18 protein-coding genes are annotated in these 24,581 nt (G+C 50.8%); 12 read left to right on the plus strand and 6 right to left on the minus strand.

Annotated elements, in window-relative coordinates; all coding sequences use genetic code 11:
* The first annotated feature begins 70 nt into the window (after positions 1 to 70).
* A complete protein-coding gene (locus DS731_RS08985) occupies positions 71 to 466 on the plus strand; it encodes a hypothetical protein (protein ID WP_119500996.1) in 396 nt (131 codons plus the stop codon).
* Positions 467 to 531: 65 nt separating this feature from the next.
* Here the strand turns inward: DS731_RS08985 and DS731_RS08990 are convergent, their stop codons facing one another.
* Positions 532 to 1,185, minus strand: coding sequence for a dUTP diphosphatase (locus DS731_RS08990; protein WP_119500997.1), 654 nt, complete (start codon positions 1,183 to 1,185; stop codon positions 532 to 534).
* Positions 1,186 to 1,649: 464 nt separating this feature from the next.
* On the opposite strand from DS731_RS08990, the gene recC reads away from it, so the two are divergent.
* Genes recC through recD form a run of 3 tightly spaced genes read left to right on the plus strand, consistent with a single transcriptional unit; the run spans position 1,650 to position 10,428 of the window.
* On the plus strand, positions 1,650 to 4,985 hold the full coding sequence (gene recC / locus DS731_RS08995) for an exodeoxyribonuclease V subunit gamma (protein ID WP_119500998.1): 3,336 nt from the start codon (positions 1,650 to 1,652) through the stop codon (positions 4,983 to 4,985).
* Between the two features lie 41 nt (positions 4,986 to 5,026).
* Positions 5,027 to 8,578, plus strand: coding sequence for an exodeoxyribonuclease V subunit beta (gene recB / locus DS731_RS09000; protein ID WP_442858459.1), 3,552 nt, complete (start codon positions 5,027 to 5,029; stop codon positions 8,576 to 8,578).
* Complete coding sequence (gene recD, locus DS731_RS09005) at positions 8,575 to 10,428, plus strand: exodeoxyribonuclease V subunit alpha (protein ID WP_119501000.1); 1,854 nt, start codon at positions 8,575 to 8,577, stop codon at positions 10,426 to 10,428. The genes recB and recD overlap by 4 nt, the downstream gene beginning before the upstream one ends.
* A 3-nt stretch (positions 10,429 to 10,431) precedes the next feature.
* Here recD and DS731_RS09010 read toward each other — a convergent pair whose 3' ends face one another.
* A complete protein-coding gene (locus DS731_RS09010; RefSeq protein ID WP_119501001.1) occupies positions 10,432 to 11,472 on the minus strand; it encodes a hypothetical protein in 1,041 nt (346 codons plus the stop codon).
* Positions 11,473 to 11,829: 357 nt separating this feature from the next.
* On the opposite strand from DS731_RS09010, the gene DS731_RS09015 reads away from it, so the two are divergent.
* Positions 11,830 to 14,193 (plus strand): zinc-dependent metalloprotease, encoded by a 2,364-nt coding sequence (locus DS731_RS09015; protein WP_232373550.1) that lies wholly within the window; start codon positions 11,830 to 11,832, stop codon positions 14,191 to 14,193.
* Between the two features lie 98 nt (positions 14,194 to 14,291).
* Here DS731_RS09015 and DS731_RS09020 read toward each other — a convergent pair whose 3' ends face one another.
* On the minus strand, positions 14,292 to 15,416 hold the full coding sequence (locus DS731_RS09020; protein ID WP_119503373.1) for a succinylglutamate desuccinylase/aspartoacylase domain-containing protein: 1,125 nt from the start codon (positions 15,414 to 15,416) through the stop codon (positions 14,292 to 14,294).
* Positions 15,417 to 15,426: 10 nt separating this feature from the next.
* Complete coding sequence (locus DS731_RS09025; RefSeq protein ID WP_119501002.1) at positions 15,427 to 16,182, minus strand: HesA/MoeB/ThiF family protein; 756 nt, start codon at positions 16,180 to 16,182, stop codon at positions 15,427 to 15,429.
* Positions 16,183 to 16,264: 82 nt separating this feature from the next.
* On the opposite strand from DS731_RS09025, the gene moaB reads away from it, so the two are divergent.
* From moaB to DS731_RS09060, 7 genes are read left to right on the plus strand one after another with little or no spacing between them, the layout of a single operon-like run.
* Positions 16,265 to 16,771, plus strand: a complete 507-nt coding sequence (gene moaB / locus DS731_RS09030; protein ID WP_119501003.1) for a molybdenum cofactor biosynthesis protein B — start codon at positions 16,265 to 16,267, stop codon at positions 16,769 to 16,771.
* Entirely contained in the window at positions 16,771 to 17,256 is a 486-nt protein-coding gene (gene moaC, locus DS731_RS09035; protein ID WP_119501004.1) for a cyclic pyranopterin monophosphate synthase MoaC, read from the plus strand. Before moaB ends, moaC begins: the two co-directional genes overlap by 1 nt.
* On the plus strand, positions 17,253 to 17,501 hold the full coding sequence (moaD, locus tag DS731_RS09040) for a molybdopterin converting factor subunit 1 (protein WP_119501005.1): 249 nt from the start codon (positions 17,253 to 17,255) through the stop codon (positions 17,499 to 17,501). Before moaC ends, moaD begins: the two co-directional genes overlap by 4 nt.
* Positions 17,502 to 17,978, plus strand: a complete 477-nt coding sequence (locus tag DS731_RS09045) for a molybdenum cofactor biosynthesis protein MoaE (RefSeq protein WP_119501006.1) — start codon at positions 17,502 to 17,504, stop codon at positions 17,976 to 17,978.
* A gap of 41 nt (positions 17,979 to 18,019) precedes the next feature.
* Positions 18,020 to 18,772: a molybdate ABC transporter substrate-binding protein gene (gene modA, locus DS731_RS09050; protein WP_161599137.1), complete on the plus strand. Its 753-nt coding sequence runs from the start codon at positions 18,020 to 18,022 to the stop codon at positions 18,770 to 18,772.
* A 1-nt stretch (position 18,773) separates the two neighbouring features.
* On the plus strand, positions 18,774 to 19,439 hold the full coding sequence (gene modB / locus DS731_RS09055; RefSeq protein ID WP_119503374.1) for a molybdate ABC transporter permease subunit: 666 nt from the start codon (positions 18,774 to 18,776) through the stop codon (positions 19,437 to 19,439).
* Positions 19,427 to 20,440, plus strand: coding sequence for an ATP-binding cassette domain-containing protein (locus tag DS731_RS09060; protein ID WP_119501008.1), 1,014 nt, complete (start codon positions 19,427 to 19,429; stop codon positions 20,438 to 20,440). Before modB ends, DS731_RS09060 begins: the two co-directional genes overlap by 13 nt.
* On the opposite strand, the gene hemN is transcribed toward DS731_RS09060, so the two are convergent.
* Both hemN and DS731_RS09070 read right to left on the minus strand, forming a co-directional pair.
* Positions 20,433 to 21,806: an oxygen-independent coproporphyrinogen III oxidase gene (gene hemN, locus DS731_RS09065; protein WP_119501009.1), complete on the minus strand. Its 1,374-nt coding sequence runs from the start codon at positions 21,804 to 21,806 to the stop codon at positions 20,433 to 20,435. The genes DS731_RS09060 and hemN overlap by 8 nt on opposite strands.
* A gap of 133 nt (positions 21,807 to 21,939) precedes the next feature.
* Positions 21,940 to 24,495 (minus strand): TonB-dependent receptor, encoded by a 2,556-nt coding sequence (locus tag DS731_RS09070; protein WP_119501010.1) that lies wholly within the window; start codon positions 24,493 to 24,495, stop codon positions 21,940 to 21,942.
* Between the last annotated feature and the right edge of the window lie 86 nt (positions 24,496 to 24,581).

Genomic DNA, 24,581 nt, shown 5'->3' on the forward strand with positions numbered 1-24,581 from the left:
CAGTTTTCGGATTCTCTGTTACTATTAAAATTCTCCGGGTCGCCGGGGCCCGGCATGCAAAGGAACGCTTATGAAAATGAAAGTATTACCCGCCACATTAGTATTCGCTTCACTGGCCTTATCTGCTTCAGCACACGCTGACGTTGCTGACTACATGAAAGCTGCCGGTGCGTTCTGCGACAAGCTGAAAGTGTGTATATCGCAGGAAATGGAAAAAGAAATGGGCGGCGAGGTTCCCCCTCAAATGCGCGGGATGGTAGAAGGTATGGCCGACCAGATGTGTCAGCAATATGTACCTGAAATGTTCGAAGAGAAATTTGCTGCGCACGAAGACATAGTGGAGAAAAGTACAGAGTGTCTTAATGAGATGCTTGATGTCGACTGCAGTGACTTTGAAGACTTAAATGAACCCGCTTCATGCAAAGAAGCTGAATCTATGGCGAAGGCCAGGGGTCTGATTGAATAGCCTCTCAGCCCGGATGAAAAAGCAGAAAGCTCACTAAGAAGTGAGCTTTTTACTATGATTTATTCTCAGGCAGGATAGCGTTCTGCCAGTCCTGCGTAAACCTGATCAGCGTAGCTTTCGTGGTTGATATCCAGTGCCGCTAATACTTCCACAAGGTGTTCATTGTCTTCCCGGCCTTGCCACTCTTTAATATAGGTTCCGGCTTTATAACCATTGTCCTGACGGAAAAAGTTCAGCACATTCTTACCCACATACTGGCGAAATAACTCATCACTACTCATTTCGCTTTGACCGGCGATATGCATAAACAATGGCACGCTGAAACGTTTTGCCGCACAAAGGCCGGCCATCAGTTCCAGGTTATCCAGCAGCGACTGCTGTTCCGGGTGATATTCTGTGCCATCAAACTGCACTTGCACTGAAGTCTGTGCAAGTTGTGCCGCCAGTGCATCAGCCGTTGCCTGCACATCACCCTGATAATCAATAATGCTTGCAGAGAGGGCAAAGTGCCAGATATCGACCAGCTCCATCTGTAACTGAGGTAAATCTTTCTGTTGCGCTTTCCACCACTTCCAGCCGTGGTGCTCAATAGCCTCTACCGATTCCACCATCGCGGCACGCAGGTAACCATATCCGGCGGTTAACCACTGAGGGTTCACTTTGGTGTTCATTTTATTTTGCAGCGAGAGCATGGTGGCGAGTTGTTGTTGGCTTAGCATGATTTTCTTTATAACGACTGTTTAATGAAGGAATTGTATAGGAACCGGAAACGGTATAAAAGCACCTTCAGGTTGCCTTTTCTTGGTGCGTTTGCACCAAAACAAAAAAACTGCTTTCGCAGTTTTTTGAAGAGGCTAAGGCTAAGTTTTTGAATTTTATAGATTATTGTTTTCTGGCACGCATAGTGCCTTATCTATAGTGTTATCTGTGCTTTCTCCTGGCGTTAACCTTTTCCGGTGCCAGGCAACGCCGCGAACCGGTTGTCACGAGTGAGCCCGTAACCTTGCCCATACAGATTTTTCGTGTCCTGAGGTCTGTATGGGTTTTTTTATCCGCATAATTCTACCTCAAGGCCATTTTTTAGCCAACCGTTTATTTATTGAACTTTAGTCTGTTTTTTGCTGCTGGCTCATTTTCACGTTATCCCGTAACATGGAAAAAAACGCGTGAATTCAGGTGATCATTGCTAGCCCTTTATCCCTCAAACAAGCTCGAACATCTCAGTTTTTTATTGTCAGCGTTGCTTAGCCAACAGAGCCAGTCGGAAGACACGGCCACTCTGTTCACACCGCAAACGATTCTGGTTGAAAGCCCCGGCATGCAGCACTGGCTGAACATGTCACTGGCTCAGGACCGTTCCGTGGCGATGAACCTGTCATTCCCTTTGCCGGTCAGGTTCATGTGGGATACCGCACGTAAAATACTCGGGGAAGAACGGGTGCCGAAACAGTCGCCGTTTCGCCGCGAGGTACTGGTATGGCGGATAGACGCGATCATCCGCAGCGCTGCATTCTGTGAATTGCCGGAGGCTGAAGCGGTAAACCTTTACTGGCAGCAGTGCAGTAATGAAGAGGAAGCCAGTGTACAGCGCCTTCAATTTGCCGCGGCGCTGGCAGACGTATACGAACAATACCTGTTATTCCGGCCTCAGTGGCTGTTCGCCTGGGAAGAAGGGAAGGGCGCAGACACCGGTAACAGCGATGAAGTCTGGCAGGCTGTTATATGGCGTACGCTGGTAAAAGAGAACCGCGATCATCCGGCACGGCTTCATGCTGATGCGATGGAAGCGCTGGCAGAACGGGGCAGTGAACTGTCCTTACCGGAAAATATCATTGTTTTTGCCATTAACACCATGGCTCCGCAACTGGTGCAATTTCTCGATGCACTGGCTGTGCACACACATATCCATGTGTTTCACCTTAATCCCAGTGTGAATTACTGGGGCGAGGTAAAAAGTAACAAAGAGCAGGCGAAACTGTTACGGGAGTCCGGCCTGGCCCAATGGCAGGAAGCCCGGCAGGACAACCCCCTGTTAGGTAATCTGGGTCAGCAGGGGCGTGATTTGTTTAACCTGCTTACCCCCCTTGAAAGCTATGAAGTCAGCGCATTCGACACCGACCCCGTGGTGACAGAAGAGCAGGCCGGCCGGCGCCTGCATGCCATGCAGGAGGATATCTTACATGCCTGTGCACCTGAAGCCCGTTCCGGTTTTAACAGCGAAGACAACAGCATTACAGTTGTCAGTGCCCATACGGCGCTGCGGGAAGTTCAGGCACTGCACGATTACCTGCTGACGTTAATGAATACCGCTACAGCTGACGGTGAAACCCCGTTAAAACCCTCTGATATTGTAGTGATGTGTCCCGCAATTGAAGAATATGCTCCGTTTGTGGAGGCGGTTTTTCACCGCGTGGGCACGCCGTCACCGGGCGATACTGAACCGCCCCGTATCCCGTGCTCCATCGCAGACCGTGCGCCCCTTGATGCTGAACCTATGATCGCCGCTTTTGTAAGGTTACTCAGTTTGCCTGACAGTCGCTTTGAGGTGAGTCAGATCATTGATTATCTGCGTCTTGAACCGGTTCAGCGAAAGTTCCGGCTTACCTCTGAAGACATCGATATGATGAGCGAATGGTTGCACCAGGCACATGTGCACTGGGGTCGAAATGCAGCGCACAAATCTGCCTTACTTGATAAGGAAGCGGCTGAGACCTTTACCTGGGCCTGGGGATTGCGACGTTTGCTCACCGGCATGACTATGAAGGACTCACCGTTAATAGCCGGCGATATTCTGACTATTCCTGATGTGGAAGGGCAGAGTACAGTATTGCTGGGTAAGCTGATCCACTTACTTGAAGCGCTTTCCTTATTTGCCTCAGAATTGAAAGCGCCGCGAAGTGCTGACGCATGGCATGATTATCTCAATGAGATGAAAGCAGAATGTTTTGAAGCTACACCGGAAGATATGCCCGGCTGGGAAGCGATATCCAAAGCCACTGCTGATCTGGTAACCCATTGTGAGCAGGCCGGTTTCAGTGATGAGCTTACACTGAGTCAAATCCGTGCGGTGCTGGTAAAAAAATTCACTACACCGGATGCGGCTAACCACTTCCTCACTGGTCAGGTAACCTTCTGTTCCATGCTGCCTATGCGTAGCATTCCTTTCAAAGTCGTATGTATTCTTGGCCTTAATGACGGTGAATTTCCCCGTCAGTCAGCGCCGCTCAGCATCGATTTAATGGCAAAGACGCCCCGTAAAACCGGTGACCGTTCAAGACGTCTGGAAGACCGCTACCTGTTTCTGGAAGCATTAATCTCTGCCCGTGAATATTTGTATCTGAGTTATCAGGGACGGCGGGGAAAAGACAATACAGAACGCCAACCCAGTCTGGTGTTGTCAGAATTACTTGCGGTGCTCAGCAGCGGGTATGAATTTACGCCGTCCTGTGTGCGGCAGTTACCTTTACATCCGTTCAGTGCCGCCAACTTTACCGGTGATATGCCCTCGTTTGAAAGCGGCTGGTTCCGTCTGGCCGGTGCAGTAACGACTGTACCTGACGGAAGTCAGGGTGAGTTTGCTGCTACTTCTGCTCCGTTGCCGCAGGCTGTTATCAGCACAGACGATATGGCAGGCGTGTTCGACAACCCGCTGCGGGCATTTGCCGGTCAGAGACTGGGTGTCCGGCTGGAACAGGCTGAACCTTTGCTTGCTGATGAGGAGCCCTTCAGTGAAAACAATCTGCTGCGGTTTAATGCGTTAAGGGCCTTTACGGAGGCGGGTATTCACCAGCAGGATAAAACACTGGTGAGAGAAACGTTACAAAAAAGCGGTGACTTTCCTGATACCCCGCTGACACCTGCACTGATGGAAAGCTGGGAACAGGCAGGCGCACAATTATCTTCAAGCCTGGGTTTGCATATGGCAGAGCAGAACTATGTCAGCGCTGATCTGGGGGAATTACAGTTAGAAGCCGGTGCCTGGCTTGGCAGCGACGGCCTTAAAATGCTGCATTACGGTTCGCAGAACGCGAAAAGGATGATGGCCCAGTACCTGACGTTGTTATGTTTTAACGCAAACGGAAATGATCTGCCCCTGCAGGTTTTTTACCTGAAATGGGCAAAGGGACAGGCCGAACTCAGGCAGGCGACGTGGCAACCTGTCATGATGGAAGAAGCTCAGCAACGTCTTGAAGAAATTGGTGCATTGTACAGGCAGGTATTAAGTGAACCGGTGCCCTGTTTTGCCGGACTGGCAGTAGAGTTAACGAAAAAATACACCGGTGGCCGGAAAAAAGAAAAGCCACAAATTCCGTTATCTCAATGGTTGTCGTCGACTGAGGGCTTAAAAAGCTGGGAGAACGCACTGGACAGCGGTTTTATGCAGGCGAGCATCAACGACGACCCGTATGTGCGCTGGTTCTTCCCGCAGGGCTTGCTACCGGATCAGTTTCCCTGTGAAGCCGCAGAGCGGTTTTTCGTGCCGCTGTTGTTAAATCAGAAAGATGGAAAAGTCTCGTGAGTGAATCTTCCGTGCAATCTTCCCCCCTTGATGTTATTGCCATGCCCCTTCGCGGCCGGCACTTAATTGAAGCCAGTGCCGGGACCGGTAAAACCTTCAATATCACCCGTATTTACCTGCGGCTGTTGCTGGAAAAAAGCTATACCGTGCAACAGATCCTAGTCATGACGTTTACCAAAGCGGCCACAGAAGAAATTAAAGGGCGGATAGGTGAAACCCTTCGCGAAGCTGTTGATTTGTGGCGGCATGCGGCTTCTCAATCATCGTTACCGGACAGCGCCGATCCGGTATTTCACGCGCTGTATGCTGTTGCTCCGGGTGAGCAGGGGCTGGCAAAGCTGGAAGCGGCATTGCTGGAACTGGATGAAGCCGCGGTATTCACCATTCATGGCTTTTGTAATCACGTGTTGTCCCAACTGGCGTTTGCCAGCGGCTCGCCCATGTCTCTGACGCTTGAAACGGATACACAGGCTCTCTGGGAAGAAGCGGCGGCAGACTGGATACGGATTATGGCATTGCAACCGCAGCAATATGCGTTACTCGCAGAAGCGGGCTGGCATGTGCCCGGGCAGTTTATCGCTGAGTTTAGTCAGGCTATTAAGAGTGAGCTGGAGCCGGAATACTGCGATGATGAAGCTGTTCTGCGCCAGTACGAAAAAGGGCTGAACAACCTGAAAGTGCGCTTTCAGCACACGTTTCATGATTTATACAGTGAACTGAAAATCCATGAAGCGCTCATCAGCGAAAAACTGATTTTAAGTAAAAAAGGCAGTGAGCGGGATGAGCGGGCAGCAGAATGGGAAGTGTTGCTGAACTGGCTGGAAGCGAAGCGGATTGGTTCTCCGGATAAAGCGGCGAAAGAATTCGTCAAAGGCACCAGGTATGCCAGACAAAAAGAGGTGAAAGCGGTCCTGGAGCCGGTTAAAGATTTCATCATTAGCCTGGAAAAAGAGCTGGCGCAGCTGGACGCGGCAAAACAAAAAAATGAACAGCAACAACCGCTGTATAAACTGGTCTGTGAAGGCTTTGCATGGATACGGCAGCATGTGGCTACTGCAAAACGCAGGTTGGGCATTGTCGATTTTGACGACCTGATCCGTCTGCTGGCGCAGAAGGTGAGAGGTGGCGATGACACGCTGAAAAAAGCGCTGAGGGCGTTATATCCGGTGGCACTGATTGATGAATTTCAGGATACCGACGATAGCCAGTACAGTATTTTATCTGCGGTTTATCCTTCCGGCAGTGATGATTTGACCCTGATGATGATTGGCGATCCTAAGCAGGCGATTTACGGCTTCAGAGGCGGGGATATTTTCACTTATCTGGAAGCTGGCCGTCAGGCGGATTACCGGTGGGTGATGGATACAAACTGGCGCTCTGTTGCGCCCATGGTTGATGCGTATAACCGTCTTTTTTACGGTGCGCCTGTCGAAACGCAAGCCCGTGATGTCTTCGGTTACGGCATCCGGTACGAGCCGGTAAAATCGACTGAACATGCCAAAGCCGCGAAACATCCCTTAAGCGATCCTGCTGAACGTGCCGCACTGAATTACGTGGTACTGGAAGCTGAAGAAGACACGCCGGCCAATGCCAATACGTTGTCCCTGCAACTGGCTAACTGGATGAGTCATGAGATCCAACGCTTGCTGTCTGAGGCAATGATGGGGGAAACACCTTTACAGCCTGCTGATATCGCCATTCTGGTCCGCTCCGGGCCGGAAGCCGATCTGGTCAAAAAGGCATTACGGCAGGTCGGGCTGGGTTCGGTTTATCTCAGCACCAGTACCTCTTTGTTCGCATCGGCAGAAGCAGCAGATTTATACCGTGTTCTCGACGGCATATGGCACAGTGAGCAAATACGGCGTCTTTCTGCTGCCCTTGCCAGTCCGCTGATGGGGTATCCCCATGAAGAGCTCGTTGCCATGCTTCATGATGAAGACGATGACCTGTGGGAAGACTGCATGGCGGAAGTGGGCACACTTCGCCAGATATGGCTGAAACAGGGTTGTATGGCCGTGGTACTGAATTTGTTGCGGCGCAGGTTCCGGGTCACCGGCCGGGATACTGAACGGCAACTGACCAACTATATGCATCTCGCGGAAGTGCTGGAACAACAGGCGTCGGTCACATTGCAGCCAGAGCAGCAACTGCAATGGTTGCACCGTCAGGTTCATGATCCTCAGTATGGTGAGGAACAAATCCAGCGCCTTGAGAGCGATGCGCGGCTGATTCAAATTATTACCCAGCACGGTTCTAAAGGACTGGAATATCCGGTGGTTTTTGTGCCTTTTGCCAGCCGCTACCGTGACCCGGTAAAGCAGGGCACCCGGGATCTGACAATTTATAAATACTACAACAGCGAAACCGGAAAACAGACCCTGCAACTCGGGGCTACTGAGGAAGTGGCGGCACAGGTCCGTGATGAAGGTGAAGCGGAAGCCATGCGCTTGCTGTATGTGGCCATTACCCGTGCCGCACACCGGTGTTACTTAGGTGTAGCCCCCTATAAAAATAATGAACGCTCAGCATTAGGCAAGGCTGCAGATGTACAGGCCGGCGAAAGCTGGTACTTGCCGGTAATTAAAGTAGAGCAAGAGAACGGCGGGCATACCCGCTATTTGCAGGCCGCTGAATTACCTGCAGTGCCTCATTCTGATCACACTGCTTTCCCACAAGCCAGTGAAGTACCACTGGCAATCAGCCAGTTCAGAGGCTCTGTTGAAGATGCATGGCGTTTGTATTCTTTTACCGCGCTGACCAGACAGCAGATTGCGGTTAAACAGACGGCCCGTGATGAAGAGACCGACCTTGCAGTACCGGGAAACGAGCCGGTAGCAGGCGAATTACCCATCCGTTTTACCCTTGAAAAAGGGGCAACAGCCGGTAACCTGCTGCACGATTTACTGGAAGTGACCGATTTTACTGCGCCCGACTGGCAGTCCCATCGCAGTCTGGCCAATCGCTTAAGCCTGAGTGATGACGATTTTAGTGCGCTCAGCTGCTGGATGGACGAAGTACTCGCCACGCCGCTCTGCGCCCCGGGACTGCGCGTTCCCCTCAACAGCCTGTCGCTGCCTGTTACATTGCGGGAGGCAGAATTTTATTTTCCGGTTGAGAAAGCCAACTGGTGGTCAATAAGCCGTATCCTTACTGCCCACCGCAGCGCAGTAAACGGCGATAACGCGCTGGCAGTACCCAAGCTATCCCGTCCCATGCTGGAAGGTATGATGCACGGCTTCATTGATTTAATTTTTGAGCACGACGGGCGTTTTTATGTGGCGGATTATAAATCCACCCATCTGGGCGATACGTTCACCGGTTATTCTTTCAATGCGCTGGCGCACAATAACCAGCACCATTTGTACGATCTGCAATATTTATTGTATGCACTGGCATTGCACCGGTTTCTGACAGTCAGTAAACCGGATTATGACATTCACCGCCACCTGGGCGGGGTGTTTTATCTTTATGTGCGCGGCATGCATCCTGACAACAGCGGTAGTGAAGGCGTGTTCTATACGCCCCTTGCGGCTGAACTCGTTCTCGCACTGGATGCGGCCTTCAAAGGTGAAACCGGGGAGGTCGCGTTATGACAATACCTGCTATGAAAACCTACGCTGGTATCGAATCCATTGATTATTATTTTGCCCGCCATTATGTGCAGGCAGTGGATGCCTCAATCCGCACTGACGCGTTTCATTTGCTGATGGCATTGTCATGGCATTTGCGTCAGGGACATACCTGCCTGCCACTGGCAGAAATTGCCGGAAAGCAATTGTTTGATGATGAGGAACAGGCATGTGACGGGGTGACATTTGCGGAACTCACCCCCCTCATCAGGCTGGCAAGAACACTGGCTGAAACCTTTGAAGATCCGCAACAGCTGGTTTACCACAGAGGCAAGCTCTATACAGCCCGCTACCATGATTTTGAACAGGTTGTAGCAAAAGGAGTCGTGCAGCGACTGCACGCCAGACAATTTACTGATGAAGACTATACGCGGTTGCAAAAGATCTGGCGGCATCTGTTTCCGGTGACGCCGGTACTGGATCAGGACTGGCAGCAGATTGCGGTTGCCTGTGCACTGACACGGGAATTTGCAGTGATTAACGGCGGCCCCGGGACAGGTAAAACCTACACCGTAGCCCGTTTACTGCTGGCATTGCAGGCTTCGTCGGAAAAAGCGCTGAATATTAAGCTGGCTGCGCCTACCGGAAAAGCGGCTCAACGTTTAACAGAGTCAGTGAGTGACAGCCTGAATGGCATTACCGGCGCAGATATTGAGCCACTTAAAGCGCGCATAGTCACACAGGCCAGCACCTTGCACCGGTTACTGGGGATCCGGCCAAACCGGGTCAGACCGCGGCATCATTCCGATAATCCGGTGCAGTGTGACGTATTCATTATCGATGAGGCTTCAATGGTAGATCTTGCCCTGATGGCGCGGGTTTTCCGTGCCTTACCGGATGACGCCAGGGTCTATCTGGTGGGCGATGCCAATCAGTTACCTTCCGTTGAGTCGGGCAATGTGCTTGAAGCGCTGGCTGGCAATGATGACGACCGTCATCTTACTGTGCCTGCTGAGCTTGCTGCACATGTACATAAATTGTGTCCGCATTTACCCGGTCTTGCCACCGACGATGAACAGCTTACTACCGTGTTTTCTCTGAAAGTCAGTCAGCGTTACAGCGGTAAACTGGCAGAAATTGCAGTGGCGGTCAGAACCGGTAACAGCGATGACATGCTGGCACGGCTGACCCGTGTCAGTGAGCCGGTAACCGGTTTGTTAAGCCTGGAAGATGTGGTGCTCATGCCGCCACCTGAAAACACGGATTTCACCAAACTGGTAAAAGACAGCTTCGCGCCGCTGCAGCAGGCAACATCACCGGCTTCTGCACTGGCTGCTATGGGACAATGCCGGTGGCTGACACCGGTGCGCAACGGCAAACAAAGTGTCAGCGAACTGAATACGTCTATAGAGCGCATTTTGCAGCCCGGTAAGCTGAATGGCCGGGACATCCACTATACAGGAAGGCCTGTGATGGTCATGGAAAATGACTATACACAGCGATTGTTCAATGGTGATACGGGCGTGATCTGGCCTGATGACAATAAACAACTGAAAGCATGGTTTACTGATGACCAGGGTGCGTTAAGGGCGGTGAGTTTATCCCGGTTACCTGCAGTAGAAACGGTGTACGCCATGACCATACACAAATCACAGGGATCGGAGTTTCAGCGGGTGGTAATGTGGTTGCCGGAAGCAAGCGGTAAAGCAGCCAGCTTGTTTACCCGCGAACTGTTATATACCGGACTGACCAGGGCGAAAAAAGGGTGTGTGATGATAGGTCACACTCAGCGGATCAAAGAGATTATCGCTCAGCGGGCTACCCGTTTCTCCGGTTTACAGGCATGCATTGAAGAAAACTGGCATCACACCTGAACATCAAACCTGAAAGTAAAACAGGCAATCTGATTTAGCCGTTTCTGCCAGCCGGTTTACTACAATGAGCATCATGGGCATGGTCACTGTAAGACAATGATCGTCAGCACAGAACCAGGTGCTGACGGCTTCTCTGGGGCTTCTTCCGGCGATGCGGAAATGGCTGAGTTTATGATGGTCCACCCATCCGAGTACATCGCCGGGATTGACCTGTGTAAAACTCAGACCGGATATGTCCTGCCGCAACGTGCAATTGACGCCGAACACCGGTTTATCTGAATACGTCAGCGCCGCACTTCTTCGCAGTTCTAGTCTTCGCGGCTGTTTAAGTATGTTAACCAGCTGACGGGGATGGATTGTTCCGGTTTGCCAGAAATGCATCAGGCCTTTGTATAACTGACTACGCTGAAGACCGGTATATTCCGCCGGTGCATAGACAGAAATGAGGGGATAATCTGCAGATAAATCCGTAATCGCACCGGTCTTGAGGGGAGACCAGAGCAGATTGCCGGAGAAAAAAGATGTCAGAGCACAGGTATCTCTGTTTTCTGTCGCCGAAATGGCAAAGGTTTCTGTGAGCACGCAGGAGTCGTGGATATCGACCAGCGCACCGGGTTGCCATTTTTCAATCTGGTTGAGCAGTGTATTAGCGGGATGTCCGGGCTGGCAGATGAAAGGGTCGCGAAAGCAGCGGTTGAGATCCCGCTGACCCGGTAAAAACGGATGACTGAATTGAGGAAGCAGTTTCGCTGCTTCTACTGAGATAATCACAATTTTCATGTCCGTGGCAGGTTCGCCGCCATAGATCATGGTAGCCAGTAATGTTCGTAAACTGTTGCTGTTGTCTCCGTGCAGCAGGCTGGTAATTACTCTGCAGGGTGTTTCTTTCCCCTTTTTTTCCTTCCCTTTGATGTGCAGTACTGACGGGCCGGGCAACTGGGCAATGAAATCTGTTGCAGAGGCGGGGAGCAGAGCGGTATCCACATCATAAAAGTGATAGAACCCGTCCTGCTCAGTATCGGTTTTCCGGAATGCCGCCGTCATAATTATTCCTGTATCGCCATGAGATCCGTTATTCACAGAAAGCATAGTTGCCCGTGGTTTTTATGCGTTGACGCAGATCAAGAGGAAGGATTTCTGCAGAAATGGCCACCGTCCGGTAGAAATTCCACCCGACTTGCGTGGCGAAGGCGGGAGAGTTTAATCGCAAAACCAGCGTTATTCAGCGTGTGATCTTGCACCTTGCGAAATAATCAGGGTAGGGTAGGAAACGGAACTTCGCGTTCACTAAAACATAATAAATATAAATCCGCGCAGGCTTTTCTGCCTGTCGCAGACGTTCAGACACGACACTTGTTGAACTTATAATTTGGAGAACTCACTTTGCGCAAATCCCTCTCGATGTTGCTGCTGCTTGTCAGCAGTAATCTGTGGGCTGCACTGCCGTCGGTATCTGACTTTACGAAGGATATGACCCGCAGTGATGGCTACCTGCCATTCTATTACGATGCCGGCTCAGACAAAATTTATCTGCTGGTTAATAAACCTGATACCCAGATGCTGTTGCAGACCAGTCTGCCCCAGGGGGTAGGTTCTAATGATATTGGTCTGGATCGTGGTCAGCTTGGCCTGGCTCACCTGATAGTGTTTGAACGTCACGGTAACAAAGTGCTGATGAAAGAGCTGAACACCCGTTACCGTTCAGTCTCAGAAAATGCTGCCGAACTGGCCAGTATTGATGAAGCCTTTGCCGACTCCGTGCTGGCGGGTTTTACCGCAGTCGCTGAGAACGGTGACGACGTACTGATTGATTATACGTCGTATCTGCTCAGTGACGTGCACGGTATATCAAACCGTCTTACCCGTGCGAAGCAAGGCAGTTATAAACCTGACCCGTCACGCAGCGCCGTTTTTCTTCCGCGCAGCAAAGGTTTTCCAAAAAATACCGAGCTGGAGTCTATTGTTACTTTTGCAGGTAGCAATCCCGGTGAGTTTGTAAAACAGGTTACCCCCAGTGCGGAAAGTATCACTGTGCATTTGCATCACTCGTTTGTCGAGTTGCCTGAACCGGGTTATACGCCGCGGGCATATCATCCTTTTGCAGGGTACGGTAAGCAATATTATTACGACTACGCCACGGATATTACTGAACCTACTGAAGTAAAATACATAGCCCGTCACCGTCTGCAAAAGAAAGACATTGATGCAGAGATGAGTGAGCCGGTAGAACCTATTATTTATTACCTTGATCCCGGCATTCCGGAACCGGTAATGAGTGCACTTAAAGAAGGTGCAAGCTGGTGGAATCAGGCTTATGAAGCTATCGGCTATAAAGATGCTTTCCAGGTAAAAGTATTGCCTGAAGGTGCCGATCCTATGGACATCCGTTACAACATGATTAACTGGGTTCACCGTGCAACCCGTGGCTGGTCATACGGTTATTCAGTGAAAGACCCCCGTACCGGTGAAATCATTAAAGGCAATGTGACGCTTGGTTCGTTGCGGGTCCGTCAGGATTTTCTGATTGCGCTGGGTATGACCAGCCCGTTTGACGGTGAGCAGACAACAGATGCCCAGAAAGAGATGGCGCTGGCCCGTATTCGACAGCTGTCAGCTCACGAAGTGGGTCACACACTGGGTTTGTCGCATAATTTTGCTGCCAGTGAAGACGGCCGCGAGTCTGTGATGGATTATCCTCATCCCCTTATCAGCGTTAAGAACGACAAAATCGTGCTGGATGACGCTTATGATACCGGTATGGGCAAGTGGGACTTCCACACGATTGCTTACGGCTACCAGGACTATGCTTCTGCGGAAGCTGAAGCTGCCGGACTGGCGGCATTAATTGAATCGGACCGTGAAAAGGGCCTCGAATTTAAAACCGACTGGGACACCCGTTCTGCTTATCACCCTTCAAGTAATGGTCATATGTGGGACAACGGCAATGATCCGCTGGATGCCTTTGATGAAATGGCCGGTATTCGCAGTCTGGCGCTGAAAAACTTTGGTATGAATTCTATTCCTGATAATGCCAGTTTATCGTCTCTTGAGGACGTACTTGTGCCGGTTTATCTGTCTCACCGTTATCAGCTGGAAGCGGTATCCAAGCAGATTGGCGGCCTGGACTATGAATATGAACGCAAAGGTGATTACAGCAAACCAAAAGGTGTGAGTTTTGTTGCTGCTGAGCGTCAGAAGCGGGCACTGAAACAATTGCTTGAAGCGACGTCACCGGCTTTCCTGCGCTTACCGGATGAAGTGCTTGCACTTATCCCGCCAACGGCATTCGGCGATGATATTACCCGTGAGCAATTCAAAAGCCGTATGGGACTGGCATTCGACCCGGTCAGTGCCGCAGAAGCCGCAGCCAATTTCAGTTACAGCCTGTTACTGCATCCTGAACGCCTGAACCGTGTCTCCTGGCAGGCCAGCCAGTCGAAAGGGATCCCTGACGTGGCAGAAATTGCCGGCCGTATTTTTGCTATGCACTGGTACGACAAAAAGCAGGCTGATTATGGTCTGAATGCCAGATTACGCATGGTAGCGCTGAACGCTGTTATAAAAGCGGCAAAGTCAGATGAACTGGCGCCGGAAGCGAAACTGGCGCTGAATGATGCGCTTATGGAGCTTGACGAGTGGCTGGACGATAAAAGTAAATTGCCGGGTTCTGAGCTGTTACATAAACAACTCGGCGTATACTTTGAAACAGGCAGCTGGCCGGGTGCATTCGAACCTAAACCTCTGCCACCGGGTTCACCCATTTAAGCGGTGTCAGCAGGCAGTTTGTCTGATGAATCACCGGTGTAATACAGTATAAAAAAACGGCGCATCATGCGCCGTTTTTATTTGTGTTCTTTTTCTGCTCAGGCCGTAGTCAGGTAGGTATAGTTTGTGAATACCTTAAATAACTGGGTGCCGCTGAGCACCGATGCGGACGGAAAATGAAGCATGGGAATTAAATCGCAGGGGGCTTCAAGGGTAAAACAGCCGGCCTCTGTATCGAGTTCATCAATGTTGAGGACCCTCGCCATCGTGTCGCCCCGTGTGACTTTCTGACCGGGTTTAACGCAGTACTCCACCATACCGCCCCATTGGGTGAATAATGTTTTGTAGTCTTTTAGCGCCACGCCTATACGGTCCATCCCGGCTGGCTCCAGCGTAGATGCCGGTAACACGTCTTTTTGTGTCAGGTAAGTCAGAATACTCAGCGCATCCACTTTTCCTTCAGAGAACTGAATCACTTCCTGACTACCCATTTCAAGGGTGAACCCTTCCACGCCGAATGCGAAAGGCCGGCCGAACCTTGCTGTCAGTGCATCCTGCAGTGTCCACCAGGGACAAAACGTAGCTTCATCCAGTGCACCGGCAAATTTGTTAGGAATAAAAATACAGTGAGGAAAGTTAAACTGGTAGGCCGCGTCTCTGGCATATTCAGGAATATAAATGTGTCTTGTGGATACCGGTCCATTGTGTAAGTCCAGCACAAAATCAGCATTCACAGCCAGTTGCTGTAACTTCAGATTAAGTTGTTGAGCCAGCCCGAGTCCCCAGGGCGAAGCCAGCTTTTCGGCAATACACTCTGCCCAGTAATGACGGAAGTCGTTGCGGATAGTGGCTATATCATCACTGTCCTGCACCGTTTCTGCAAACGCCAGGACTTTTTCTTCATCATAAAAATAGCCGCGGTTCCAGTTTGTCCCGTTTACCGGGTCAAAGCGCCCAAGGGTGTATTCACCGGCCTTGATGTTGGTGCCAATGGGATTACAGTTCGGGACGAGAATGATTTCACCGGCAATCTGCTGATCTTTCAGTGCCTGAATTAACTGATATATCACCACGTTGCCCTGAACTTCAGCGCCATGGATAGAGCTCTGGATATAGACTACAGGACCGGGTTTTTCTCCCTTGAAACGGTAAACAGGCACATTCATGCTGCGGCCTGAAGCATTCTGGGCAACCACCATGTGGTTTTTCGTCATTATTGTCATAATATCTCTTTTATTTTGGCTGACAAATGTCACAGTCTGGCAGCGGTGGTACGGTAAATTTTTGCCATTGAAAAGTGAGGCCGTCAAAAAGGTGAAGTTCACCGGCGGGTAATGTACCAAAACCGGTCAGTACCTGCATGGCAAGTTGCGCCTGGCAGGCACCGGTGATACTGACTACCGGAGAAAGGATACCTGCCTCGTTACAACTCAGTTCTGTCATACTGAAGCGTTTTTCCACACACTGATAGCAGGCTTTATTGCTGCCGGGCATGCTGATAAAAAGCTGACCTTCAAACCGGATGGCAGCACCGCTGACAAGGGGTTTACCAAGGCGGTAACTGATTGCATTGATTTGCTTTCTGCTGGCAAGATTGTCTGTACAGTCAATAACTATGTCATGGCTTTCTACCAGACGGCTCAGCAGGTTATCATCCGGCCTTTCGGATACACAATGAATGGCACACTCCGGCACGAGTGCAAGTAAACGTTGCCGGGCCGCTTCTGTTTTTAATTTACCGCAATCTTCTGGCGTAAACAGAATTTGTCGGGGAAGATTGTGTGCTTCCACTCTGTCATCGTCGGCCAGTGTGATTGTTCCCGCGCCGCCGGTGCACATGAGCTGGGCAACCGTATTACCCAGGCCTCCGGCGCCAAGGATTAATACTTTGCTGTTGAGCAGTTTTTCCTGACCTTCCAGGTCAAACTGTGGCAGCACGATGTGCCGGTTGTATCGCATAGCTTGAGTATGCGTTAAAGTATCTGGCATAGTAGTAAAAAATCTCTTTTCAGCGACGGTGCGGTACTAAGCGTACACGTATATTTACCGCCGTATTTTATCAGGAAAACCCATGTCTTCAGCAGTATCTCTCAATATCGCCGTTCTTACTATCTCTGACACCCGGACAACAGACACAGACACGTCCGGTGCTTACCTCATTGAAGCTGTAGAAACAGCAGGCCATAAGCTTGCTGCGCGGGATCTGGTAAAAGATGATATTTATGCCCAGCGTGCGATTGTTTCTGCATGGATTGCCGACCCTGCTATCCATGCGATTCTGGTGACAGGTGGTACCGGCTTTACCCACAGAGATTCAACGCCTGAAGCGTTGTCGGTTTTATTTGATAAAACCGTTGACGGTTTTGGCGAGCTGTTCCGTCATCTGAGTTATCAGGAAATCGGCACCTCTACCATTCAGTCCCGTGCCATTGCCGGGTTTGCCAACCGGACTGCTATTTTCTGTTTGCCGGGCAGCACCGGTGCCTGCCGCACCGCCTGGGAAGGCATTGTACGCAGTCAGCTGGATTCTGAATACCGTCCGTGTAACTTTGTAAAACACCTTACCGGTGAACTGTAATGAGCGGGTTCAGTCATTTAAATGCCAGTGGCGAAGCCAATATGGTGGACGTTTCCGGCAAGCAGGAGACTCAGCGTGAAGCGCTGGCAGAAGGCTATCTGTATGTGTCTGATGCCGTTATGACAGCCATTTCAGAGCAAACCGTGATGAAAGGCGATGTGTATGCCGTAGCCAGAGTAGCGGGTATTCAGGGCGCAAAACGTTGCGCTGATTTAATTCCGTTATGCCACCCGTTACCGCTGACCAAAGTGGACATCGGCTTTACCGCTGAGCCCAAACAAAGGCGCATCCACACGACCTGCTTTTGCAAAGTCAGCGGCAAAACCGGCGTGGAAATGGAAGCACTTACCGGTGTGAATATCGCCTTACTGACATTGTTCGACATGTGCAAAGCGCTGGATCCGGCCATGCGCATTGAAGGTGTCAGAGTGTTACAAAAGCGGGGCGGTAAAACCGGTGACTGGGAGGCAGAGCAAAAGGCATGATTACCATAAAAACCTTTGCGCAGATCCGTGAAATCAGTGGCGACAGTGAGCTATCTCTTCCCCTACCGGAAAACTGCACTACCGTTGCCGGTCTGAAAGTGCATCTTGCAACCCGGTCATCCGCCTGGGAGCAGGCCTTGTCTGCCGGGGTGCTCTGCGCGGTTAATCAGTCGCTGGGTGACGAAACCAGTGCGGTTAACGATGGTGACGAGGTGGCGTTTTTCCCGCCGGTAACAGGAGGCTGAATGTTTGCTGAAGTAACCACAGCCTTACTGGATGAATCGGCTTATGTTGAAAAGCTTCGTCAATCATCGCACAATGCTGGTGCAATAGTAACGTTCACCGGTCTGGTTCGTGACTATAATTCTGACGGTGCAATTGAAGGTATCAGTCTGGAGCAGTACCCCGGGATGACCGCCAATGCCATGCAACAGCTGTTGCAACAGGTCTCAGACAGGTTTGCACTGCTCAGTGCCGGTATTGTACACCGTGTCGGTTACATCGGAAATTACGAGCCGGTGGTGTGGGTAGGCTGCAGCGCCAGCCACCGTAAGGCCGCCTTCGACGGCGCAGAATTCGTTATGGATATGCTGAAAAAGTCGGTGCCGCTTTGGAAGAAAGAACATGCTGACGGAAAAACAGCATGGGTTGCCGCAAAGGCATCAGATGAAGAAGCCGCCATGAAGTGGCTCAGGAATGAAGGTTTATCAGACAATTTATGAAGAACAGGATGTGTCGGGCGTATAAAGTCTGTCTGTGTGTCATGCTACTTCTGGCAGGTAAAGGATTTGCCGCAGAGCAGGTAGTAAATATTGCCGTTGCCGCCAATTTTGCCGGGCCGGTTAAACATTTCGCCAGTGCTTTTGAAGAAAAAACCGGTATCCGTCCGGTTATCACCGTCGGTTCAAGCGGCACTTTATTTGCGCAAATTGGCCACGGTGCCCCCTTTGACATATTTCTTTCTGCTGACGCAGCCAGACCTGAAGCGCTGGTGGCTGAAGGCAAAGCAGATAAACAAAATCTGCGCAGTTACGCCAGAGGGCGCCTTGCACTGGTAACCAGACAGTCAGCGCCGTCCGGCCTGGAAGAATTTCTGACAAGACAGTTCAACAAACCTGTTGCCATTGCCAATCCCAAACTCGCGCCTTATGGTCTGGCGGCTGAGCAGGTGCTTTCCACGCTGCCTGAAAATACCGCACTTCCTTTCAAGCTGGTACGTGGAAAAAGTATTCTACAAGCGTGGCAGTACTTTACTGCAGGCAATGTGGACGACGCGTTTGTGGCATGGTCGCTGGTGAAAAATTCGAAAGCAAATTACTGGTTAATCCCTGCCTCCATGCACGATCCCATCGTGCAAAAAATGGTGATTGTAAAACACAACCAGCACCCTTATGCCGCACGGCGGTTTATGCAATATATGATGTCACCGGCGGTGCAGAACGCGCTGGCAGACTGGGGATACCAGCCGGTAAAAGCGCGGCAAAAGAAAAACAAGGATAAAACCGGTGAGCGGTGACATGGATGCTATCTGGCTGACACTGGAACTGGCGTTGATCACCAGTCTGGTGCTGATGCTGATTGCCACGCCGCTGGCATGGAAGTTATCCCGCTGGCAGCATAAAGCAAAGAATCTGGTACTTGCTGTAGTGGCGCTGCCGCTGGTGTTGCCGCCCACTGTGCTGGGTTTTTATCTGCTGGTGGTGTTTTCCCCGGATGCACTGGCAGGGCAATTATGGCAGGCCGTAACCGGTCAGCAACTGGCCTTTTCTTTTTCCGGCCTGGTGCTGGGGTCGGTGATTTATTCACTGCCCTTTGCCGTACAGCCTCTTTATGCCAGTTTTATTCAGTTGGACAGTCGTTATATCGATGTAGCCCGCACCATGGGTATGTCCAAATGGTCACGTTTCCGTCGCATCATTATGCCTATCTGTAAACCCGCCTTTATCGTTGCACTTGGATTAAGTTTCGCCCACACCATTGGTGAATTTGGTGTGGTGCTGATGATAGGCGGCAATATTCCGGGTGAAACTCAGGTGCTGTCTATTGCGTTGTTTGAGCATGTGGAGGCACTTGAATACGGACAGGCTCATGCACTTGCCCTGGGCTTGCTGGTCTTTTCCTTTCTGTTGATGGCGCTGCTTTACCGCTATAACCGAAACGGAGTGTCGTCATGGAAGTCGTAGTACAGGCAGCATGGGACAACTTGCAACTCAATGCCAGTATTCAATTACCGGCAACGGCACAATTTATTGGCCTGAGCGGACCATCCGGGGCCGGTAAATCAACATTACTGCGTTGCCTGGCCGGACTTACCGGTTCTGCAAAAGTCACCGGGCAGTGGGAAAATAGTCGTATCGCCAGGGTCCGCACCGGACTGGTGTTTCAGGACAGTCTGTTGTTCCCCCATTTATCAGTAGGGCAGAATTTACTGCTGGCGGCAGATTTTGCAAAACAGCAAACTTATCACTTTGATGAAGTCGTTCTGGGGTGTAAATGTAATCACCTGATGACACGTATGCCCGATACACTCTCGGGTGGCGAAGCGCAGCGGGTAGCCATTGCCAGAGCCATTTTAAACTCACCACAAATTCTGTTGCTGGATGAACCGGTGAGCGCGCTGGATGATACGTTAAAGCACGATGTGCTTAAGTATTTGACAAAGCTGGCCCGCAGCGGCCTGAAAATGCTGATGGTGTCCCACGACCTCCGTGAACTGGCTTTGTACAGTGAATACATGGCGTGGATGGAGCAGGGCAGTATTGTCCATCAGGGCGCATCAAATGATGTGCTGGCACAGTTAACTCCGTCTATGCCAAATTTCGAACAGCAGTTCAGTGTGCTCAAAGGCGCATTAAAAGCACATCTGCCTGAGCAGGCTTGTTATGCCATAGAATGCGAAGGGCATACGCTTTATGCACGCCATCCTGTGGTCAGTAAGGAACAGGCCATGCTGACCATCGACGCCAGGGATGTCAGTATCGACCGGCAGGAAGCCAACGCCTCTTCCATTGTCAATGCCTTACCCTGTGTCATTGAGTCCGTGTCTGAAAGCCGGGGCGGGCAGGTAATGATAAATCTGATGTGTGGCCGCAGCAGATTGTTTGCGCTGATCAGTCAGTTGTCCCAGGAACGGTTACAGTTCCGTGAGGGAGAAGCTGTAACCGCCAGGTTTAAACTCAGATAACTCTGGAATACCGGTGCTGAATTGCGGCGCTGCCTTTAAGGTAAGCGTCGAAAGTCATACAGATGATGCGGATAAACAGTCTTGCTGACGGAAATACCTCGATACCCGTTCCGGTTACCTGTAATAATCCATCTTCTTCAAATTCTTTCAGTGCCGCCAGTTCCGGCTCAAAATGATGGCGGAACTGAATACCAAAAAGCGCCTCTGTTGCGGCAAAGTCCACGGCAAGATTGCACATTAATTGTTGGATAACGTAGCGTCTGAGCAGATCTGAGGGGGACAGAAACACGCCTTTTTCTGCAACTTCTTCATTGCTATCGAGTTTGCCGTAATAGTCATTCAGGGTTTTCGGGTTTTGCAGGTAAGCATTGCCTGCGGCACTGATAGAGGAAACCCCAAGCCCCAGTAAATCCAGATCTCCCCGTGTGGTGTAGCCCTGAAAATTCCGGTGCAATTTTTTATTCCGTTGCGCTTCAGCCAGTTCGTCAGACGGCAGGGCGAAATGGTCCATGCCAATCATTTCATAACCTGCCTGTGTGAGGCTGGTGATAGCTTGCTTCATAAGCCCTGTTTTTACCTGTGCAGAAGGCAGCCATTCATCTTTTATTTTGCGCTGGGCAGCAAACCGCTCAGGCAGATGGGCGTAGCTGAACAGGGAAATCCGCTCCGGCGCCATCGCCTTTACCGCTGCCAGTGTTGAAGCAAAGGTATCTGCTGTCTGATGAGGCAGGCCGTAAATCAGATCCAGATTCACAGATTTAAATCCGGCGGAACGGGCGCAATCTACCAGCGTGGCGATATGCGAGGTGCTCTGAACCCGGTTTATCGCTTCCTGCACACGGTAATCAGTATCCTGTACGCCAATACTCAGGCGGTTATAGCCTAAAGAGGCCAGGTGCCGTAAATAAGCCGGCGTGGTACGGCGGGGATCGATTTCAATACTCATTTCTGCATCGCTGACCACATCAAAAGCTGACTTAAGCATACCTGCCAGGCGTGTTTGCTGCTGCTCTGTGAGGAAACCAGGCGTGCCGCCTCCTAAGTGTATTTGTTCCGCTTTACGGTGGCGGAAAGCAGGCGCGCGCCGTTGAATTTCTTTTTCCAGATAATCCAGATAACGATCTGCTTTTTCCTGATGCCTGGTCACAATTTTATTGCAGCCGCAGTAATAACAAAGGCTGTGGCAGAAAGGAATATGTACATACAGTGAAACGCCGCTGGCCTGAGTGACACTCAGTGCTTTTTCCAGAGGTGCTGGTTCAGATAACCCGGAAAACGTTAGTGCGGTAGGATAAGAGGTATAGCGCGGCCCGTTAATATTGTATTTTTTCAGGCGAGCGGGATCGAATAATTCGTTTGCTGACATGGTTATTCCGGCTTGAGTAGAATGCACGGAAAGTATAATCAGCAGACAAAGAGGCGTTGTTGATCTACTTCAAGTTTTCGCCAGCCAGTTTTGTAAAACGCAACCGGCCGGCGTTTACTCTTCGAAATGACAATCAGAACTCGCGGGTAACAGTGACACCCCAGGAGAGCGGCTGGCCGGGATAAGCCATAAGCTTGCCGGCCTGAACAGGTACATCGAAACCGTTTCTGGCGATGTACTCTTTATTTGTCAGGTTCCTGCCCCATAACGTGATGCGTGTATCCCACTGGGGGACTGACAGTTCAACCCGTGCGTTCACCAGGGCATAACTGCTGCTGTGTTTATACGGATCGTTAGTATCATCAAGGAACAAGTCTCCCGTGTACTGATAATCTGCAGCCATGACAACCGGATACCCGCCTGCCATTAATGTGTGCTGCAACGTCAGGCTGGCAGAGGTTTCAGGCTCAAACCCCAGGCGATCGCCGGTTCTGGAGCAGTAGGGGGTATTTACAGAAGGCCGGCCGGGATCATCCGTCCCGGTGTGCCAGGGATAAGCAACCTGGCAGGTGCCTTTTTCAAAATCATCAAAACCGGTAAGGGTACGGGCCAGAGTCAGGCCGGCACGGGTATCGGAAACAGGAAACCAGACAATTTCAAGTTCATACCCTTTGGTATGTAAGTCGCCGGCGTTTTGTAAATTAAAACCAAGACCGGTAAAAGTCGAGGCCTGAAAATCTTTGATTTGGGTATAATGCAGTGCACCGTTAATACGCAGGTTTTGCTCCGGAAATTGCTTTTTCACACCCAGTTCGTAAGCGGTGGCTTTTTCTGCGTTAAATTGGGGGCTTAACCCTTCGGCAATACGATCTGTATTCATGCCTCCCGATTTAAACCCTGTGCTGGTACTGGCATACCAGAGGCTATTGTTATCTGGTTGCCAGCTTAGTTTCAGCGTCCCTGTAAGTTGTCCGTCGTTACGTTTTTCATCCAGATCACTGCGGGGAAGTACCGATGCTGTACCGAGAAAGTAATAGCCCCAGCCCGCCTGAGTAAAAGGAAGCAGCGCATTGATCTGCGTGTAATCAGGGGGATTACCGGTTGCCAGGCTCTGAGCAAAAGAGCCAAGAGCGACAGCGGCACTCAGCGGATCAGGAGTGTTTTCAGCGCCTGTTGGTAATCCGTCAATGCCCGGGCCCTGTTCATCAAAACGGGCGGTCAATGTTTTATCTTCGCGGGTGTATCGTAATCCGGCGGTGACGGTAAATTCTTCAGCAAATTGCCAGTCAGTCTGGCTGAACACGGCCAGGCTGTCCTGTTGCTGATAAGCATTGTGGGCAAACTGAGTCTGGCCGGGGGTGACTGGCGCAACAGCGGGGACAAGGCCGGATGTTGCAACACTCAGGGCATTTATGCCGTCAGTCAGGGGTTGCAGGTCAGCCGCAGACGCTGCGAAAAATGCCGGAAATGCGTCACCGGTCGTGATAGCAAAATCCAGGTCAAGGTTCTGGCTGAAATACCACAATCCGGCGATGGTAGTGACATGCTCACCGGACCATGTTGCCCGCAACTCCTGGGAAAACGCCTGTTGTCGGGCGTTATTGGTAGTGGAAAGCAAGTCTGCATCAGTAAAATCTGTGTCTGTCTGGTCGAAGCTGTCAAAGCCACGCCAGGCTGTGATGGAGGTGAGCAATAATGCGGGGGATGTTTGCCAGTTTATTTCTGCAGAAAGCCCCTTGTCCTGCATGCGGGACAAGGGCAGGGAGCTGAGTGCCGTGGTATAGCGATAAAACTCATCGCCGGTAAATAAGGTGGCATTAAACGGCGGCATCATAAGCAAGGTGTCTGTTCCGAATTTCCCTTCGACACCGTTGGCTTGCCGGTTATCCTGCAGCGTTAATGCACCGCAACAATGTTCATTGAGCTCTGCGTAATCGGCAATCACCCGCACAGATACGTCGTCTGACGGCGTATACAGGGTTTGCAGACGCACACCGGAACGGTTCCTGTCATTAATTGAGTTTTCACCATAGCCTGTATCGTTAATCCATCCATCCCTGCGAGTACTGAAGCCTGATACTCTGGCAGCCAGTTTATTATCAATCACATTGATTGACGTCGCTCCGCTTAACCGGATCAAATCATCATTGCCGGCGGTTGCTGTAATAAAACCATTACCGTTTTCAAAATCAGGTTGTCGCGTTCCGAAAACCACTGCACCAGCCGGAGTATTCTTACCGAAAAGTGAGCCTTGAGGGCCGCGAAGAATTTCAACAGTATCAATATCGACTAAATCATTAATCACCGCATTCTGGCGTGACCGGTAGACGCCGTCCACATAAAGACCGGTAGATGACTCAAAACCGTAATTCTGTGACGACGTACCAATTCCCCGTATGGAAAAACTGGAGTTAACCGCACTTTGACTTTGAAAGGCAGAAAAAGCGGGTACGTAACCCTGAATGTCGAAAACGTCCATTGATGCTGTTTCATTAATCATCTTTCCGGTGATGGCAGACATGGCAACAGGCACATCCTGCATATCCCGCGGGCGTTTCTGAGCGGTAACTTCAATATGTTCAAGTTTGGTCGGAGAAGGATCTTGCCGGGCAATACTTTGAAAAGAGGTGACTAAGGCGGTACTGATCAGAGAAAAATAAAACAACCTGCCTGTTGAGCTGTGCGACATGAACAATTCCTGTTTCTTATTTTGTCCGGTCCTTCGCTGCGATGAATAGGTTTTTCAGACTCCTTTTGAAAAACGGCTGTTATTCT

It is taken from the genome of Alteromonas sp. RKMC-009, from assembly GCF_003584565.2.
Classification (GTDB): domain Bacteria; phylum Pseudomonadota; class Gammaproteobacteria; order Enterobacterales; family Alteromonadaceae; genus Alteromonas.

Coding starts and splice junctions, on each gene's coding strand:
- DS731_RS08985 (WP_119500996.1), top strand. CDS start 71: ATGAAAATGAAAGTATTACCCGCCACATTAGTATTCGCTTCACTGGCC.
- DS731_RS08990 (WP_119500997.1), bottom strand. CDS start 1,185: ATGCTAAGCCAACAACAACTCGCCACCATGCTCTCGCTGCAAAATAAA.
- recB (WP_442858459.1), top strand. CDS start 5,027: ATGCCCCTTCGCGGCCGGCACTTAATTGAAGCCAGTGCCGGGACCGGT.
- recD (WP_119501000.1), top strand. CDS start 8,575: ATGACAATACCTGCTATGAAAACCTACGCTGGTATCGAATCCATTGAT.
- DS731_RS09010 (WP_119501001.1), bottom strand. CDS start 11,472: ATGACGGCGGCATTCCGGAAAACCGATACTGAGCAGGACGGGTTCTAT.
- DS731_RS09015 (WP_232373550.1), top strand. CDS start 11,830: ATGTTGCTGCTGCTTGTCAGCAGTAATCTGTGGGCTGCACTGCCGTCG.
- DS731_RS09020 (WP_119503373.1), bottom strand. CDS start 15,416: ATGACAATAATGACGAAAAACCACATGGTGGTTGCCCAGAATGCTTCA.
- DS731_RS09025 (WP_119501002.1), bottom strand. CDS start 16,182: ATGCCAGATACTTTAACGCATACTCAAGCTATGCGATACAACCGGCAC.
- moaB (WP_119501003.1), top strand. CDS start 16,265: ATGTCTTCAGCAGTATCTCTCAATATCGCCGTTCTTACTATCTCTGAC.
- moaC (WP_119501004.1), top strand. CDS start 16,771: ATGAGCGGGTTCAGTCATTTAAATGCCAGTGGCGAAGCCAATATGGTG.
- moaD (WP_119501005.1), top strand. CDS start 17,253: ATGATTACCATAAAAACCTTTGCGCAGATCCGTGAAATCAGTGGCGAC.
- DS731_RS09045 (WP_119501006.1), top strand. CDS start 17,502: ATGTTTGCTGAAGTAACCACAGCCTTACTGGATGAATCGGCTTATGTT.
- modA (WP_161599137.1), top strand. CDS start 18,020: ATGCTACTTCTGGCAGGTAAAGGATTTGCCGCAGAGCAGGTAGTAAAT.
- modB (WP_119503374.1), top strand. CDS start 18,774: ATGGATGCTATCTGGCTGACACTGGAACTGGCGTTGATCACCAGTCTG.
- DS731_RS09060 (WP_119501008.1), top strand. CDS start 19,427: ATGGAAGTCGTAGTACAGGCAGCATGGGACAACTTGCAACTCAATGCC.
- hemN (WP_119501009.1), bottom strand. CDS start 21,806: ATGTCAGCAAACGAATTATTCGATCCCGCTCGCCTGAAAAAATACAAT.
- DS731_RS09070 (WP_119501010.1), bottom strand. CDS start 24,495: ATGTCGCACAGCTCAACAGGCAGGTTGTTTTATTTTTCTCTGATCAGT.